This is a genomic window from Psychromarinibacter sediminicola (assembly GCF_029168335.1).
Taxonomy (GTDB): domain Bacteria; phylum Pseudomonadota; class Alphaproteobacteria; order Rhodobacterales; family Rhodobacteraceae; genus Psychromarinibacter; species Psychromarinibacter sediminicola.
The window spans coordinates 49,911-64,968 of record NZ_JARGYC010000005.1 but is presented as its reverse complement, the minus strand read 5'-3'; the positions used below and the strand labels follow the sequence as shown (position 1 = coordinate 64,968).

At 68.4% G+C, this 15,058-nt stretch carries 13 protein-coding genes and 1 tRNA gene; 7 read left to right on the top strand and 7 right to left on the bottom strand.

Going from position 1 to position 15,058, the window contains the following annotated elements; all coding sequences use genetic code 11:
* Positions 1–242: 242 nt before the first annotated feature.
* Entirely contained in the window at positions 243–518 is a 276-nt protein-coding gene (locus P1J78_RS03210) for a hypothetical protein (RefSeq protein ID WP_275565882.1), read from the bottom strand.
* A gap of 366 nt (positions 519–884) precedes the next feature.
* Between P1J78_RS03210 and trpA the strand changes: the two genes are divergently transcribed.
* Both trpA and P1J78_RS03200 read left to right on the top strand, forming a co-directional pair.
* On the top strand, positions 885–1,676 hold the full coding sequence (gene trpA, locus P1J78_RS03205) for a tryptophan synthase subunit alpha (protein ID WP_275565881.1): 792 nt from the start codon (positions 885–887) through the stop codon (positions 1,674–1,676).
* A gap of 42 nt (positions 1,677–1,718) precedes the next feature.
* Positions 1,719–2,543 carry a 2-keto-4-pentenoate hydratase gene (locus tag P1J78_RS03200; protein ID WP_275565880.1) on the top strand — a complete coding sequence of 275 codons (825 nt, stop codon included), beginning with the start codon at positions 1,719–1,721 and terminating at the stop codon, positions 2,541–2,543.
* A gap of 399 nt (positions 2,544–2,942) precedes the next feature.
* Here P1J78_RS03200 and hisH read toward each other — a convergent pair whose 3' ends face one another.
* Positions 2,943–3,581 carry an imidazole glycerol phosphate synthase subunit HisH gene (gene hisH / locus P1J78_RS03195; protein WP_275565879.1) on the bottom strand — a complete coding sequence of 213 codons (639 nt, stop codon included), beginning with the start codon at positions 3,579–3,581 and terminating at the stop codon, positions 2,943–2,945.
* A 26-nt stretch (positions 3,582–3,607) separates the two neighbouring features.
* Positions 3,608–4,246 (bottom strand): TetR/AcrR family transcriptional regulator, encoded by a 639-nt coding sequence (locus tag P1J78_RS03190; RefSeq protein ID WP_275565878.1) that lies wholly within the window; start codon positions 4,244–4,246, stop codon positions 3,608–3,610.
* A 98-nt stretch (positions 4,247–4,344) separates the two neighbouring features.
* Here P1J78_RS03190 and P1J78_RS03185 point away from each other — a divergent pair, with 98 nt between their 5' ends.
* Entirely contained in the window at positions 4,345–4,953 is a 609-nt protein-coding gene (locus P1J78_RS03185) for a DUF2306 domain-containing protein (RefSeq protein ID WP_275565877.1), read from the top strand.
* Between the two features lie 184 nt (positions 4,954–5,137).
* Here P1J78_RS03185 and proS read toward each other — a convergent pair whose 3' ends face one another.
* Positions 5,138–6,460 (bottom strand): proline--tRNA ligase, encoded by a 1,323-nt coding sequence (proS, locus tag P1J78_RS03180; RefSeq protein WP_275565876.1) that lies wholly within the window; start codon positions 6,458–6,460, stop codon positions 5,138–5,140.
* Positions 6,461–6,851: 391 nt separating this feature from the next.
* Here proS and P1J78_RS03175 point away from each other — a divergent pair, with 391 nt between their 5' ends.
* The 4 genes from P1J78_RS03175 to P1J78_RS03160 all read left to right on the top strand — a co-directional run bounded on the left by P1J78_RS03175 (position 6,852) and on the right by P1J78_RS03160 (position 11,561).
* The gene (locus P1J78_RS03175; protein ID WP_275565875.1) at positions 6,852–10,295 is read left to right on the top strand and encodes a pyruvate carboxylase; all 3,444 of its coding nucleotides are present in this window, start codon (positions 6,852–6,854) and stop codon (positions 10,293–10,295) included.
* A 189-nt stretch (positions 10,296–10,484) separates the two neighbouring features.
* Positions 10,485–10,832: a hypothetical protein gene (locus tag P1J78_RS03170; RefSeq protein WP_275565874.1), complete on the top strand. Its 348-nt coding sequence runs from the start codon at positions 10,485–10,487 to the stop codon at positions 10,830–10,832.
* A 146-nt stretch (positions 10,833–10,978) separates the two neighbouring features.
* Entirely contained in the window at positions 10,979–11,368 is a 390-nt protein-coding gene (locus tag P1J78_RS03165) for an MAPEG family protein (RefSeq protein ID WP_275565873.1), read from the top strand.
* Positions 11,369–11,486: 118 nt separating this feature from the next.
* Positions 11,487–11,561, top strand: a tRNA-Gly gene (locus tag P1J78_RS03160).
* Positions 11,562–11,779: 218 nt separating this feature from the next.
* Here P1J78_RS03160 and P1J78_RS03155 read toward each other — a convergent pair.
* Genes P1J78_RS03155 through P1J78_RS03145 form a run of 3 tightly spaced genes read right to left on the bottom strand, consistent with a single transcriptional unit; the run spans position 11,780 to position 15,050 of the window.
* Positions 11,780–12,637 carry an NAD(P)-dependent oxidoreductase gene (locus P1J78_RS03155; protein WP_275565872.1) on the bottom strand — a complete coding sequence of 286 codons (858 nt, stop codon included), beginning with the start codon at positions 12,635–12,637 and terminating at the stop codon, positions 11,780–11,782.
* Positions 12,628–14,013 carry a flagellar biosynthesis protein FlgA gene (locus tag P1J78_RS03150; protein ID WP_275565871.1) on the bottom strand — a complete coding sequence of 462 codons (1,386 nt, stop codon included), beginning with the start codon at positions 14,011–14,013 and terminating at the stop codon, positions 12,628–12,630. Before P1J78_RS03150 ends, P1J78_RS03155 begins: the two co-directional genes overlap by 10 nt.
* Complete coding sequence (locus P1J78_RS03145) at positions 14,013–15,050, bottom strand: hypothetical protein (protein WP_275565870.1); 1,038 nt, start codon at positions 15,048–15,050, stop codon at positions 14,013–14,015. Before P1J78_RS03145 ends, P1J78_RS03150 begins: the two co-directional genes overlap by 1 nt.
* Positions 15,051–15,058 lie beyond the last annotated feature (8 nt).

Here is a 15,058-nt window from a genome sequence, read left to right as displayed (position 1 = left end):
TGCAGGCCCCGCATAGCCGGAATGAACACGCGACGGATTGTGCATCTGCAGCATTGGATTATCTTGGGTCTCAACAGCGGGGCCGAAACGCGGCCCGCCGCAAACGGTTTGAAAGAGGGAAAGCACGATGGCTTTCACGCAGGACATCGCCGGGTTCGAGACCGCCATGGTGCGCCACATGCGCCGCGAGCAGGAGTTCGCCCGCCGGATGGCCGGCAAGAAAGCCCGGAGGTCATAGAGTTTCAGAGTTCAGGCTGCCTTCTCCTCCTCCCTAGGTAAGTCTGAAACTTAGCGGCGGCATCTTCCTCCTCCCTGATGTCGCCGCACCTTTCTTCCCGCAGGCACCCCTCCTCCTCCCTGGGTGTCTGCATCGCGAAGACGGCGGTGCCCTCCTCCTCCCTGGGCACCGCCGATCTTCCCGAAACAGCTTCGCGGGCGTCCCTCCTCCTCCCTGGGACGGTCCGTGTCTGAAGGCCGGCGGGGTCCTCTCCTCCTCCCGGGGCGCCGCCGGCCTTCACACCAGCTTCCGCGGGTCGCCGACCTCCTCCCTTAGGCGCCCGCATCGGAAGACGGCGGTGTCCTCCTCCTCCCTGGACACCGCCGCTTCTTCCGGCAGGATCGCGGGCGCCCCTCCTCCTCCCTGGGCGGCCCGTGTCTGAAGGCCGGCGGGGCCCGCTCCTCCTCCCGGGGCGCCGCCGGCCTTCACAGCAGCTTCCGCGGGTCGCCGACCTCCTCCCACAGGCGCCCGCACATGAAGACGGCGGTGCCCACCTCCTCCCGGGCGCCGCCGTTCTTCGTTCCGGGCCCGGCCCAAGCCCGCGATTTCCCCATTGATTTCCCACGGTCCATTCGCCAAACCCCTCGGAACGACACGAGGGGATGCCATGACACGGATCGACGCCAAATTCGCCGAGCTGAAGGCCCAGGGCAAACGCGCCTTCGTCGCCTACGTGATGGCGGGCGATCCGGACTACGACACCTCGCTGGAGCTGGTGAAGGGCCTGCCCGCCGCCGGCGTCGACATCATCGAGCTGGGCGTACCGTTCACCGACCCGATGGCCGACGGCCCCACCATCCAGCGCGCCGGCCAGCGGGCGCTGGAGGCGGGGATGACCCTGCAGGACAGCCTCGATCTCGCCACCGAGTTCCGGCGCGTGGACGACACCACGCCGATCGTGCTGATGGGCTATTACAACCCGATCTATTCGCGCGGGGTCGACCGCTTCCTGATCGACGCCGCGACCGCCGGCATCGACGGGCTGATCGTCGTCGACCTGCCGCCCGAGGAGGATGACGAGCTGTGCATCCCCGCCCAGAAGGCGGGGCTGAACTTCATCCGCCTCGCCACCCCCACCACCGACGACAAGCGCCTGCCCAAGGTGCTGCAGAATACGTCGGGCTTCGTCTATTACGTCTCGATCACCGGCATCACCGGCTCGGCCGAGGCGCAGGCCGACGAGGTCGGCCCCGAGGTGGCGCGGATCAAGGCCAAGACCGACCTGCCCGTGGTCGTCGGCTTCGGCATCAAGACGCCCGAGGCCGCGCGCGCCATCGCCGGCGTGGCCGACGGCACGGTCGTCGGCTCGGCCATCGTGTCGAAGATCGGCGGCGGGGAACCGCCGGCCAAGGTGCTGGACTTCGTGAAGAGCCTCGCCGACGGCGCCCACCAGGCGTGAGCGCCCCCTTGCGACGCGCACGCCCCTGTGCAAGGTGACGGCATGCCCCTTCCCGCCGACCGCATCGCTTCCTACGCCGAAGACCTGCTCGCCGCCCGGGACGCCGGCCGGCAGGTCGCCCCGATCTCCGAGCGCGAGCCGGGTTTCGGCATGGCCGACGCCCATGCCATCGCCGCGCGCATCCGCACCCTGCGCTATGCCAGCGGCGAGGCGCCGGTGGGCCGCAAGATCGGCTTCACCAACCGCACCCTGTGGGAAAGCTACGGCGTGGCCGCGCCGATCTGGGGCGACATGTACGACGACACGGTGCACCGGCTGGGCGACGGGCCGGCCCGGGTCGCCCTGCCCGCCCTGCCCGAGCCGCGGATCGAGCCCGAGATCGCCTTCGGCCTGACCGCCGGGCCCGAGGCGGGGATGGACCGGGCCGCGCTGCTCGGCTGCATCGGCTGGGTCGCGCACGGGTTCGAGATCGTGACCTCGGTCTTTCCCGGCTGGCGCTTCGCGGCGGCGGACACCCAGGCGGCGTTCGGCCTGCACGGCGCGCTGTTTCTCGGCCCGCGGCAGAAGCTGTCGTCGCTGGGCGCGGATCCGGCGGGCGTACTGTCGGGCCTGACGCTAACGCTGTCGGGCGGCGACGGGATCGAGGCGCAGGGCACCGGCCGCGACGTGCTGGACGGCCCGGTGCAGGCGCTGGAGCATCTGTTGCAGGAACTCGCCCGGGTGCCGGAAGAACCGCCGCTGAAGGCCGGGGACATCGTGACGACGGGCACGCTGACCGACGCGATGCCGGTGAAGCCGGGCGAGCGCTGGACGACGGAGATCGCCGGCTGCGACCTGCCCGGGCTGGACGTGACGTTCAAGGGCTGAGGCGGGGCGTCAGGGCGCCGCGTATCCGAGGCTTTCGTACGGTGCCTCGCGCGGAACATGGCCGAAGGCCGCCGCGCAAGCGCCGCCTCTCGGCGATTGCCCTGCAATCGCCTGTCGGCAGGGCATTTCGCCCGCGAAATGCCCGAGAGACGCGCCCCCGAGCGGCGGCGGGCGGATGAACTGTGAGGCATGTACGACGACCCCATCTGAACGATGCCCGGCGCGGAACAAGGCCGAAGGCCGCCGCGCAAGCGCCGACGCGCCCCGGTGCGGCGGCGCTGTGGTCAACGTTATCGCGGAGCTCGGAGGTCGCCCGCGTTTGGCAGCCATAAAGCGCAAAGCTCAAAGTCCGGTGCGCCCCCGCGCGCGCCGGCCCTTGCGCGGCTTCTCACTCGCCCCCTACGGCACCCACCGCAAGAAATTCCCGATCAGCCGCAGCCCCGCCGACTGGCTCTTCTCCGGGTGGAACTGCGTGCCCACGATGTTGTCGCGGCCCACGATCGCCGTCACCGGCTCGCCGTAGTCGCAATGCGCCAGCAGCTGCGCCGGATCCGCCACCCGGAAATGGTAGGAATGGACGAAATAGGCGTGGTCCCCGGTCCCGAGCCCCTCCAGCACCGGGTGCGCCCGGTCGACGACAAGGTCGTTCCAGCCCATATGCGGCACCTTCAGCGCGGCGTCCTGCGGCTCGATCCGCACCACCTCGCCGCCGATCCAGTCCAGCCCCGCGACCGCCTCGTATTCGTGGCCGGTGGTCGCCAGAAGCTGCATGCCCACGCAGATCCCCAGAAACGGCCGGCCCTGCTGCAGCACCGCCTCGGCCATCGCCTCGTAGACCCCGTCGACAGCATACAATGCGTTGCGGCAGGCCGGGAACGCCCCGTCGCCGGGCAGCACGATGCGGTCGGCGCGCGCCACGTCCTCGGGGCGCGAGGTCACCAGCACCTCGCCGCCGCCCACCTCGGCCGCCATCCGCTGGAACGCCTTTTCCGCCGAGTGCAGGTTGCCGGAATCGTAGTCGATCAGAACGGTCAGCATGTCAGAACCCCTTCGCCCGGCGCTGGTTAGGCGAGATCGCCGGGCTTTCCAAGCCCCTGCTCGGGCAGCGCGTCCAGAAGCGCCATCACCGCGTCGAACAGCCCGTTGGCCGCCGCCTCGTCCGCCGGGTCGCAGGCGCCGCGGAACCGGCCCGAGAGGTATAGCGACGTGAAGCCGTGGACCAGCGACCAGACCTGCGCCTCGACCACCTCGGGCGCGGTGCCCGCGGGCACGAAAGGCGCGCAGCAGCGGCGCAGCGGGGCGTAGCCGTAGGCGCCCACGTCGCTCAGCCCCGCGCTCGGCGCCTCGGACAGGTCGTAGCCGAAGATCAGCCAGAACAGCGCCCGGTTGTCGCGGGCGAAGTTCAGGTATCCGCGACAGATGCTCTTCAGCCGTCCGCGCGGCGTCTGCTCGCCCAGCACCTCGGCGTCGACCATGTAGTTGCGGAAGCGGCGAAAGCCTTCCGCCGCGATGGCCAGCTTCAGCCCCGGCAGCCCGTCGAAGTGATGCGCCGGCGCCGCGTGCGACACCCCCGCCAGCGCCGCGCAGCGCCTGAGCGTCAGCGCCTCGGGCCCGCCCTGTTCCAGCAACTGCACGCCGGCCAGCACCAGCGCCTCGCGCAAGTTGCCGTGGTGGTGCGGTTTTTTCGGCTCGGGGACTGCCATGGGCGGCCAGCATAGCAACGGGCTTGACAGCGTCAAGCCGATCTGATCTTTACGCTGTCAAGTTGTAGCTTTACACTGTCAAACCGATGGAGCAGCCAATGCCTCTTCTCCTTCGCACCCGCGTGGTCGCCTTCTGGATCCTGTCGCTCGCCGTGGCGCTCGCGTCGTGGCGCTGGGCGGTCTTCGGCGTCGCGGCGTCGATGGAGGTCATGCTCTACCACGCGCTCGCCCGGCCGGTGGCCTTCTATGCCCATGTCGGGTTCGCCCCCGTCGCGCTGGCGCTCCTGCCGCTGCAGTTCTGGACCCGGCTGCGGGTCCGGCGCCCGGGGCTGCACCGCTGGCTCGGCCGGCTCTACGGCCTCTCGATCCTGCTGTCCGGCCTGGGCGGGCTGGTCCTGGCGCTGACGACCGAGGCGGGCCCGGCCGCGGCCTGGGGCTTCGGGTTGCTGGCGGTGATCTGGCTCGCCGTCACCGCCCGCGCGGTGCAACTGGCCATGGCGCGGCGCATCGCCGAGCATCGCCGCTGGATGATCCGTTCCGCCGCGCTGACCTTCGGGGCCGTGACGCTCCGGCTGGAACTGCCGGTCCTGGTCGTGCTGTTCGGGTTCGACACGGGCTACCAGGTGGTGTCCTGGCTGGCCTGGGTGCCGAACCTGCTGGTCGCCGAATGGCTACTGTGGCGGCCCCGGCCGGCCGTGGCCGCCTGAGCGCAGGGCGCGCCGCCCCGGCCCGACAGGGGCCGGTCGGCCGGCACGGGCAGCGAACTCCGCGGGACCGCTGCCCTCCGTTCAAGCGCCGTGCAGCGCGCGGACGCGGGCACGGACGCGAGCGTCCGTTAGCGCTATCCACAGCAATTACAAGGGCTTGGACCCCCGTCCAACCTTGGACACTTCAGCTCAGCCGCTCCGCCACAAGCTCCGGCTTGATCTCCTCGCTCTCCCCGGTCCGCCGGTCGGTCAGCTCCACCACGCCCTTCTCCAGCCCGCGCGGCCCCACGGTCACCCGCTTCGGCAGCCCGATCAGGTCCATCGTCGCGAACTTCGCCCCCGCCCGCTCCTCGCGGTCGTCATAGAGCACGTCGAACCCCGCCGCCGTCAGCGCCTTGTAGAGCCCCTCAGAGGCGGCATCCGCCGTCGCATCGCCCTGCTTCACGTTGACGATGCCGACCTGGAACGGCGCCACTTCCCACGGCCAGACGATGCCCCGCTCGTCGTGGTTCGCCTCGATCAAGGCGCCCGCCAGCCGGCTGACGCCGATCCCGTGGCTGCCCATGTGAACCGGCACCGACTTGCCGTCGGGGGTCTGGACCGTCGCGCCCATCGGCTCGGAATACTTGGTCCCGAAATAGAAGATCTGCCCCACCTCGATCCCCCGCGCCTGCCGACGCCGCGCCTCGGGCACCCGCTCGGCGAAGACCGCCTCGTCGTGGGTCTCGTCGGTGCGGGCATAGCGCGAGGTGAACTCCTCCAGCACCGCCCGGCACTGATCGTGGCTGTCGTAGTCGATCTCCCGCGCGCCGAATTTCAGCTCGGTGATCTCGCTGTCATAGAACACCTCCGACTCGCCGGTCTCGGCCAGGACCAGGAATTCGTGCGTGTCGTCGCCGCCGATCGGCCCGCTGTCCGCCCGCATCGGGATCGCCTGCAGGCCCATCCGCTCGTAGGTGCGCAGGTAGCTGACGAGGTGCCGGTTATAGGCGTGAAGCGCGTCTTCCTTCGTCAGGTCGAAGTTGTAGCCGTCCTTCATATAGAACTCCCGCCCCCGCATCACGCCGAAGCGCGGCCGGATCTCGTCGCGGAACTTCCACTGGATCTGGTAGAGCGTCAGCGGCAGGTCCTTGTAGGACGCCACATGGGCGCGGAAGATGTCGGTGATCAGCTCCTCCGCCGTCGGCGTGAACAGCATGTCCCGCTCGTGCCGGTCGCGGATCCTGAGCATCTCGGGGCCGTAGGCGTCGTAGCGGCCGGATTCCTGCCAGAGGTCGGACGACTGGATCGTCGGCATCAGGACCGGCAGGTGGCCGGCGCGGGCCTGTTCCTCGTGGATGATCGTCTCGATCTTGCGCAGCACCTTGTAGCCCAGAGGCAGCCAGGAATAGATCCCGGCCGAGGCCTGCTTGATCATGCCGGCGCGCAGCATCAGCCGGTGGCTGGCGATCTGCGCCTCGGACGGCGTTTCCTTGAGAACGGGCAGGAAATAGCGGGAGAGGCGCATAGGGGCTCCTTGGCGCGGGAATCCGGTCGGGAAGCGGTCTAGGCGAAAGGCAGGCACGTCGCAAGCTGGCTGTCCGGACCTGCGGGGTGTCCAAGGTTGGACGCATGGGTAACCTGTTGTTCTTGCTAGTGTTAGCGCAATCAGGTCTGCAGCATCCGCGGGGCGGCCGGCGGTATTGCCTGTCCCGGCCGGGCGATCTCGCGCCGCCGGACAGCCGCTTCGAAGCGGCTTCGGGGCAAGCGGTTTCGAAACCGCTTGCAAGGGCCTTCGAAGGCCCTTGCGCAAGGCGCTTCCAAGCGCCTTGCCCGGCCCGGCCGGGAAAATCCGGTTTACGCGGCGCACGCTTGGCCTATTCTGCGCCTGCAAAATAACCGATGCACGGGGGACATACATGGCCGACTTCAAGAAGATCCTGATCGCGAACCGCGGCGAGATCGCCATTCGGGTGATGCGCGCGGCGAACGAGCTGGGCAAGAAGACGGTCGCCGTCTACGCGGAGGAAGACAAGCTCTCGCTGCACCGCTTCAAGGCCGACGAGGCCTACAAGATCGGCGAGGGGCTGGGCCCGGTACAGGCCTACCTGTCGATCGAGGAGATCATCCGTGTCGCCAAGATGGCCGGCGCCGACGCGATCCATCCCGGCTATGGCCTGTTGTCCGAGAACCCCGATTTCGTGGATGCCTGTACCGCGAACGGCATCACCTTCATCGGCCCCAAGGCGGAGACGATGCGCGCGCTCGGCGACAAGGCCAGCGCCCGGCGCGTCGCCATCGAGGCCGGCGTGCCCGTGATCCCGGCCTCCGAGGTGCTGGGCGACGACATGAAGGTCATCCGCAAGCAGGCCGAAGAGGTCGGCTATCCGATGATGCTGAAGGCCTCCTGGGGCGGCGGCGGCCGGGGGATGCGGCCGATCCTGGAGCCCAAGGAGCTGGAGGCGAAGGTCAAGGAAGGCCGGCGCGAGGCCGAGGCCGCCTTCGGCAACGGCGAGGGCTATCTGGAGAAGATGATCCAGAAGGCCCGGCACGTCGAGGTGCAGATCCTCGGCGACAGCCAGGGCCACATCTACCACCTGTGGGAGCGCGACTGTTCCGTCCAGCGCCGCAACCAGAAGGTGGTCGAGCGCGCCCCTGCCCCGTATCTGGGCGGCGCGCAGCGGGAGAAGCTGGCGAACCTCGGCAAGAAGATCGCCGAGGCGGTGAATTACGAATGCGCCGGCACCATCGAGTTCCTGATGGATATGGAGACCGGCGAGTTCTACTTCATCGAGGTGAACCCGCGCGTGCAGGTCGAACATACCGTCACCGAGGAAGTGACCGGCATCGACATCGTGCGCGCCCAGATCCTGATCGCCGAGGGCAAGAGCCTGGTGGAGGCGACCGGCACCGCCAGCCAGTACGACGTGAAGCTCGACGGCCACGCGATCCAGTGCCGGATCACCACCGAGGATCCGCAGAACAACTTCATCCCGGATTACGGCCGGATCACCGCCTATCGGGGCGCGACCGGCATGGGGATCCGGCTGGACGGCGGCACGGCCTATTCGGGCGCGGTCATCACCCGCTACTACGACTCGCTGCTGGAGAAGGTCACCGCCTGGGCGCCGACGCCCGAGGCCGCCATCGCGCGGATGGACCGGGCGCTGCGCGAGTTCCGGATTCGCGGGGTCAGCACCAATATCGACTTCGTTATCAACCTGCTGCGGCACCCGACCTTCCTGTCGAACGAGTACCACACCAAGTTCATCGACCAGACCGACGAGCTGTTCGAGTTCAAGCAGCGCCGCGACCGGGCGACGAAGCTTTTGACCTATATCGCCGACATCACCGTCAACGGGCATCCCGAGACGACGGGCCGGCCGATGCCGCATCCCGAGCTGAAGCCCGCCCGCGTGCCGGCGCTGGCCACCGAGACGCCGCCGCCGGGCACGCGCCAGATCCTCGACGAGAAGGGGCCGGAGGGGCTGGCGCAGTGGATGAAGGACCAGAACCGGCTTCTGATCACCGACACCACGATGCGCGACGGGCACCAGTCGCTCTTGGCGACCCGGATGCGCTCGCTCGACATGGTGAAGGCGGCGCCGGCCTATGCGGCGAACCTGCCGGAGCTGTTTTCCGTCGAGTGCTGGGGCGGCGCGACCTTCGACGTGGCCTACCGGTTTTTGCAGGAATGCCCGTGGCAGCGGCTGCGCGACATCCGCGCCAAGATGCCCAACATCCTGACGCAGATGCTGCTGCGCGGCTCGAACGGGGTCGGCTATACCGTCTACCCGGACAACGTGGTGCAGGCGTTCGTGAAGCAGGCGGCCGAGAGCGGCGTCGACATCTTCCGCGTCTTCGACTCGCTCAACTGGGTCGAGAACATGCGCGTGTCGATGGATGCCGTGGTCGAGGCCGGCAAGGTCTGCGAGGGCACGGTCTGCTACACCGGCGACCTGTTCGACGAGGCGCGGCAGAAATACGACCTGAAATACTATGTCGAGATGGCGAAGGCGCTGGAGAAGGCCGGCGCCCACGTGCTGGGCATCAAGGACATGGCGGGGCTTCTGAAACCCGTCGCCGCGCGCGCCCTGTTCAAGGCGCTGAAGGAGGAGATCGGCCTGCCGATCCACTTCCACACCCATGACACCGCCGGCATCGCCTCGGGCACGATCCTTGCCGCCGCCGAGGCCGGGGTGGACGCGGTCGATTGCGCGATGGACGCGCTGTCGGGCAATACCAGCCAGGCGACGCTGGGCACGGTGGTGGAGATCCTGCGCCATACCGAGCGCGACACCGGGCTGGACGTCGAGGCGATCCGCGAGATGTCGAACTACTGGGAGGCGGTGCGCGGGCAGTACGCGGCGTTTGAGAGCGGCATGCAGGCGCCGGCCTCCGAGGTCTATCTGCACGAGATGCCGGGCGGGCAGTTTACCAACCTCAAGGCGCAGGCCCGGAGCCTGGGGCTGGAGGAACGCTGGCACGAGGTCGCCAAGATGTATGCCGAGGTGAACCGGATGTTCGGCGACATCGTCAAGGTCACGCCCTCGTCCAAGGTCGTGGGCGACATGGCGCTGATGATGGTATCGCAGGGTCTGACGCGGGAGCAGGTGGAGGACCCCGAGGTCGAGGTGTCCTTCCCCGACTCGGTCATCGACATGATGAAGGGCAACCTGGGCCGCCCGCCCGAGGGCTTCCCCGACGCCATCGTCAGGAAGGTCCTGAAGAAGGAGAAGCCGCTGAAGGACCGGCCGGGCAAGCATCTGAAAGCCGCCGATCTGGAGGCGGCGCGCAAGAAGTGTGTCGAGAAGACCGGGCAGGACTGCGACGACGAGGACCTGATGGGCTACATGATGTATCCCAAGGTCTACACCGACTATGCGCTGCGCCATGCCGATTACGGGCCGGTGCGCACGCTGCCCACCAAGACCTTCTTCTACGGCATGGACCAGGGCGAGGAGCTTTCGGCCGAGATCGACCCGGGCGTGACGCTGGAGGTCCGGCTGCAGGCCCTGGGCGAGACCAACGAGGACGGCGATGTGCGGGTGTTCTTCGAGCTGAACGGCCAGCCCCGCGTGGTGCGCGTCCCCGACCGCAAGGCGACGGGCGGCGCGGCGGCGCGGCCCAAGGCCGAGATGAACAACCCCGCCCATGTCGGCGCGCCGATGCCCGGCGTCGTGGCCACGGTCGCGGTGCAGCCGGGCGCGACGGTCAAGCAGGGCGACCTGCTACTGACCATCGAGGCGATGAAGATGGAGACCGGGCTGCATGCCGAGCACGACGCCGTGGTAAAGGCGGTGCATGTCACGCCGGGCGCCCAGATCGACGCCAAGGATCTGCTGGTCGAGTACGAGGAGTGAGCGGGGAGTGAGGCGGGGACGCGGCGCGCGCGCCGTGATTAAACACGCAACGCGCCGTTTTGTTCCAAACGGCGCGATCACATTAAGTTCACGGAAAACGGTTAGACATCAGTGACTTCAGGCTACCTGCATTCGGTAATCGCGGCGCGTTCGACACGCGCCGCACCATCGAACGAATGGAGGGAAATCATGACCCGTATTATCGCAGCCGTCTGTGCCGCCACCATGGCGCTCCCGATCGCCGCCTCCGCGCAGGAGATGTCGGCCGAAGCCCAGGCGCGCCTCAAGGCCGCGCAGAGCGCCGAGGGCAGCAACGAGCAGCAGATCTACATCAACGGCAAGCTGCTCAACACCGAGACCGGCGCCTACACCACCGGGCCCGACGGCGAGGTCTTCATCCGGATGGACCCGGAATACGACCTGACGCCGTCCGAGGGCGACGACACCGGCATGGCGCTCAGCCCCTCGGAGTTGTCCCAGATCTGCCGCACCGGCAGCACGCTGGAGAAGAAGGGCATCAACTGCGAGGCGTACTGACCCCGCCGCGCAACTGCGCCTGACCCGGAAATGGGGCCCGCCGGGCCCCATTTTTTCGTGGCGTGTCGTCGCCCTGCGCCGCGCCCCCGCCTTGCCAATGACGCGCGCCGCGCCCATCTTCGCCGGACACCGGACGAGGGGCGCCGATGATCATTATCGTGACACCGATCTACGCCGGGCTTCTGGCCCTTCTGCTGGTCGTCCTGTCGGCCCGGGTGATCCAAGGAAGGTACCGCTACCGGGTTTCCGTGGGCGACGGGGGAAACGCCGATCTCGCGCAGCGCATGCGCGCGCAGGCCAACTGTGCCGAATACGCGCCGATCGGCCTGATCCTGTTGCTGGCGGGCGAGGCGCAGGGGATGCCCTACTGGATGGTCCATCTGTTCGGCGTCCTGCTCGTGCTCGGCCGGCTACTCCACGCCTATGGCTTCGGCCGCCGCGCCCAGGTCATGGCGCTGCGCACCGCCGGGATGCTGCTGACTCTCGCCATGCTCGTGCTGTCCGGCGCTGCCAACATCGCCTACGCCTTTCTCTGAGAGCGCCGGCGCCGGACGCGCCGCGGCCCCCGCGGGCAGGGAAAAAGTCCGCCCGGGCGTGCATTTTGCCCTTGCAGCCTGGGCTGGTTCTTTATATCTGACGCCTCACCTTACGGATGCGGGCGTAGCTCAGGGGTAGAGCATTACCTTGCCAAGGTAAGGGTCGTGAGTTCGAATCTCATCGCCCGCTCCAAAAGGTCTTCTCATACAGTCGCATCACACCGCCTGACGCCTGGAAATCCACGAGTCCGGGTCGGGCGCGTTTTCCGGGCGCCCCGGCACGACACAAGCACTGCCGGAGGGCGGCGAAGGGCGATCCGAAGCCCGCTGGAAGCGGTTCGCGCCGGCATCGCCGATCTGGACCCGCCGGGCGGGCGCTTCGCGCTCCGCACTCCGGAAATTGTCGCGGCCTTAGCCGCGCTCCCGCATCAGGCCGCTCAGGAACGTGTCGCCGGGCCAGTCCTGTTCTTCCTCGGCGTAGAACTTCAGCATCCCCTCGCTCATCCGGCTGGGGACGCCGGCCTCGGCGAACATGTGCGCGGCATAGCGGGCGTCCTTGGCGGCATTCGCCAGCGAGAAGCGGTGCGTGTCGTAGGTTCCCGCGATCACACCCTCCATCACCTTCATGTAGGTGCCCGACCGCGAATCCGAGGTCGATATGACGTCGTACATCATCTTCATGTCGACGTTGACGGCCCTGCACCGTCGCATCGCCTCGATCGTCAGGGCCGACTGGCCTTGCGTGATGAAATTGTTGATCAGCTTGGCGGCGTGCCCCGCCCCGGTCGGGCCGAAATGGAAGACCCCCTTGGAGTAGCATTCCAGAAGCGGCGTCGCCTTTTCGACAAGCCCCTCGCTGCCACCGACGAGCGAGTTCAGTTCGCGCGCCATCGCGTGCTGCGGCCCGCCCGTGACCGGCGCGTCGATGAAGTCGATCCCGTGTTCGGCCAGCATCGCGGCCATGTCCCGGCTGGTGTCCGGCAGCGACGTCGTCGTGTCCACCACCAGCGTCCCCGACCGCATCGCGGGCGCAAGCCGGGTCAGTACCTCGGCCACCAGGTCGGCATTGGGCAGGCACAGGAACAGTGCGTCGACCGAGGTGGCCAGGTCTTCCTGGCTGTCGCATATGTCGATCCCGGCCGCCTTCAGGCGCGGCTCCGTCTGGCGGTTGCGGTGCAGCCATGTGGCGACCACGTGGTGGAGCGCGAGGTTCACCGCCATGCCCTCGCCCATGAGGCCTGCGCCCAGAAATCCGATCTTCATGTCCATGCCTCGGTTGCATCCTGTTCGCGGCGCAGCTCAAGCAGGCGTCCGGCCGGCAGTTCGATATCGCCGCAGGTGATCATCGCACCCGCCCGTACGGGCCGCGCCAGCCGGGCCTCGATCGCAAGGAAATAGGGCACCGCCGCCGCGTCTCCGAGCGGGGCGTAGTCGGTCAGCAGGGGCGAGATCCCTTCGATCCGGTGATGGTGGCCAAGGTCGGCCAGCCGCTCGCCAGGTGCAAAGTCGCGATCGGCGCGCATCGCGACATCGCAGACGGGGCGCGCGCGCTGTGCGCCGGTCGACAGCCCCAGCCGGTGCGGGACCATGATCGACATCGGCGCCTCGACCCCCAGAAGATGCGTCGGATTGTAGACCAGCACGTGCCGCGCATCGCGGCTTACCGGGATGCCCTTGGCCCGGAACAGCTCTCCGGTGTCCGCATCCGGGGTTTCCAGCACGGCGAAGACGCCGCCCGCCGCGCTGATCTCGTCGTCCCGGCGCAGGCAGTTGAAGATGTCGAGCGTGCCGCCGGCCGTGAACGCGCCGCCGTATTCGGCCCCCCGAAACAGATCGGGCAGTTCCAGCGGACGCGCGATGGCGGCGATCATCTCCGGCCGGTCGGGACGCAGGCCGGAGGCATTGGCGACAAGGCACATCTCGCAGAAATCGGGCGGCGTGCGCTGCGGGATCGCAGAGAGGGCGTCCGCCCGCCGCGCGACCAGGTCCGGCAGGGGGATGTCGGACGCCCACAGATCCTCGGGAAAGGGGGCGGAGTGTTCCAGCCCTTGCGCCCGCACGCGCCCCATGGACGGCGACCAGACGAAATCGTGCTCCGAGGATTTCCCGGCCCCCGCCACCTTCAACCCGAGCGCCCGGGCACGCGACAGAAGCCCCAGCAGCAGGCTTGGCTGATCGCCGTCGACCTGGCTGAGCACGACACCCGCCGCCGCAGCCCGGCGTGCCAGGATCGGGCCGGCGACGCTGTCGGTCTCCTTGGACACCAGGCAGACGTGGCGCCCCTGCCCGATCGCCGCCTCGACATTGCGCGCGCCGGCCTCGGCATTCCCGGTCGCCTCGACCACCACGTCGGCGGGCAGCGACACGGCAAGCTCGGGATCGTCGGTCAGCACGGTCTGCCCGGCTTCGAGCGCCGCCAGCGCCCGTTGGCGGGATCCGGTGGCGACGATGTCGTCCTCGCCCAGCCCCGCCGACAGGGCATAGGCCGTCATCCGGTCGATGTTCAGGTCGCACAACACCCGCAGATCCAGAAGCGCGATACGCCGCGACTGCATCAGCAGGGTCCGGCCGAACTGGCCGACCCCGATCAGCGTGCCGCGGGTGGGCACCGGGCCCGACCGGGCAAGAAGCGTGGAGATGTCCATCAGATCGACAGGCCACCCGCGCCGAGCGGCATACGGATCGTCCGGAGTTCGTGCGCAAAGTCCGGCCGGGCGATCTCGTAGAAGTAGAACAGGTCCGTCCCGACGATCAGCGCCTCGACATAGCGCAGCCCGCCGCGCCCGTGGGGCGAGCGCAGGATGCCGCGTTCGTGCCCCAGCTTGTGGAAGGTCCGCAGGTCGAAGCTGATCGCCAGGCCGGGGTTTTCGCAATAGGCCGGACCGATATTGGGACGGCCGTCGTAGATGCAGGTGAAGAAGGGCGGCGTGTGGATCAGCGAGGTAAAGCGGGCAAGGTACCTGTCCCAGCCGTCGCCCGTGGGCAGCACGACGCCCTGCCAGTTCCAGTTGATACCGTCGTGACTGGTCGCCAGGCCCGAGGGACAAGGCATCTCGCCCGAGACGAAGGCGTTGCCCTCCTTGTGCATCCGGTTCAGTCGGCCGGGATCGCCTGCCTCGGGCGTCGGGCAGCAGTTGGCGAACATGTGCCACAGCCCGCCGACATTGTAGATCACCGGATCCTTCACGCCCTCGGTCCCCGTCATCTCGGAAGTCAGCACGACCTTGGCGGTCGCGGGGTCGAGGTTCGCAGGCGTGTCGGCCTCGATCATCGCGATACGCCAGCGATAGTCGAATATCGCGGTGTAGGACACGTAGAGCCGGAAGCGGCCGTCGCTGGTCTGCACGAGGCAGGACTTTTCGATCGACAGCGCCTCGAACGCGGATTTGTCGGCCTTCCAGACCTCGGAATAGGTCTCGCCGTCGGCGCTCTCCAGGATCGCGGTTTCCCCGCCGCGCCCCGCGCGCCCGTGTTCCAGGAGTTTCGTGCGGCGGCGGATCGACAGGTAGAGCTTCTGGCTGTTCTCGTCGAAGACCGGGCTCGGGCCGCCGACCCAGTACCCTTCCTCGTTGCCCGGCGGTTCGGCGATGACCGTTCCCGCCATCGGCTCGAAGATCGGCAATTCGCCGACCGACTTGCGATGCCCCGGGCTTAACGATGCAGGCGACGTCAGGACGGTCATGACAGTTT

What these genes read in the sequence shown, in the direction of transcription:
- P1J78_RS03185 (WP_275565877.1), top strand. Translation starts at nt 4,345, where the DNA reads ATGCCTCTTCTCCTTCGCACCCGCGTGGTCGCCTTCTGGATCCTGTCG.
- P1J78_RS03150 (WP_275565871.1), bottom strand. Translation starts at nt 14,013, where the DNA reads ATGGACATCTCCACGCTTCTTGCCCGGTCGGGCCCGGTGCCCACCCGC.
- trpA (WP_275565881.1), top strand. Translation starts at nt 885, where the DNA reads ATGACACGGATCGACGCCAAATTCGCCGAGCTGAAGGCCCAGGGCAAA.
- P1J78_RS03175 (WP_275565875.1), top strand. Translation starts at nt 6,852, where the DNA reads ATGGCCGACTTCAAGAAGATCCTGATCGCGAACCGCGGCGAGATCGCC.
- P1J78_RS03190 (WP_275565878.1), bottom strand. Translation starts at nt 4,246, where the DNA reads ATGGCAGTCCCCGAGCCGAAAAAACCGCACCACCACGGCAACTTGCGC.
- P1J78_RS03170 (WP_275565874.1), top strand. Translation starts at nt 10,485, where the DNA reads ATGACCCGTATTATCGCAGCCGTCTGTGCCGCCACCATGGCGCTCCCG.
- P1J78_RS03155 (WP_275565872.1), bottom strand. Translation starts at nt 12,637, where the DNA reads ATGGACATGAAGATCGGATTTCTGGGCGCAGGCCTCATGGGCGAGGGC.
- P1J78_RS03165 (WP_275565873.1), top strand. Translation starts at nt 10,979, where the DNA reads ATGATCATTATCGTGACACCGATCTACGCCGGGCTTCTGGCCCTTCTG.
- P1J78_RS03200 (WP_275565880.1), top strand. Translation starts at nt 1,719, where the DNA reads ATGCCCCTTCCCGCCGACCGCATCGCTTCCTACGCCGAAGACCTGCTC.
- P1J78_RS03145 (WP_275565870.1), bottom strand. Translation starts at nt 15,050, where the DNA reads ATGACCGTCCTGACGTCGCCTGCATCGTTAAGCCCGGGGCATCGCAAG.
- proS (WP_275565876.1), bottom strand. Translation starts at nt 6,460, where the DNA reads ATGCGCCTCTCCCGCTATTTCCTGCCCGTTCTCAAGGAAACGCCGTCC.
- hisH (WP_275565879.1), bottom strand. Translation starts at nt 3,581, where the DNA reads ATGCTGACCGTTCTGATCGACTACGATTCCGGCAACCTGCACTCGGCG.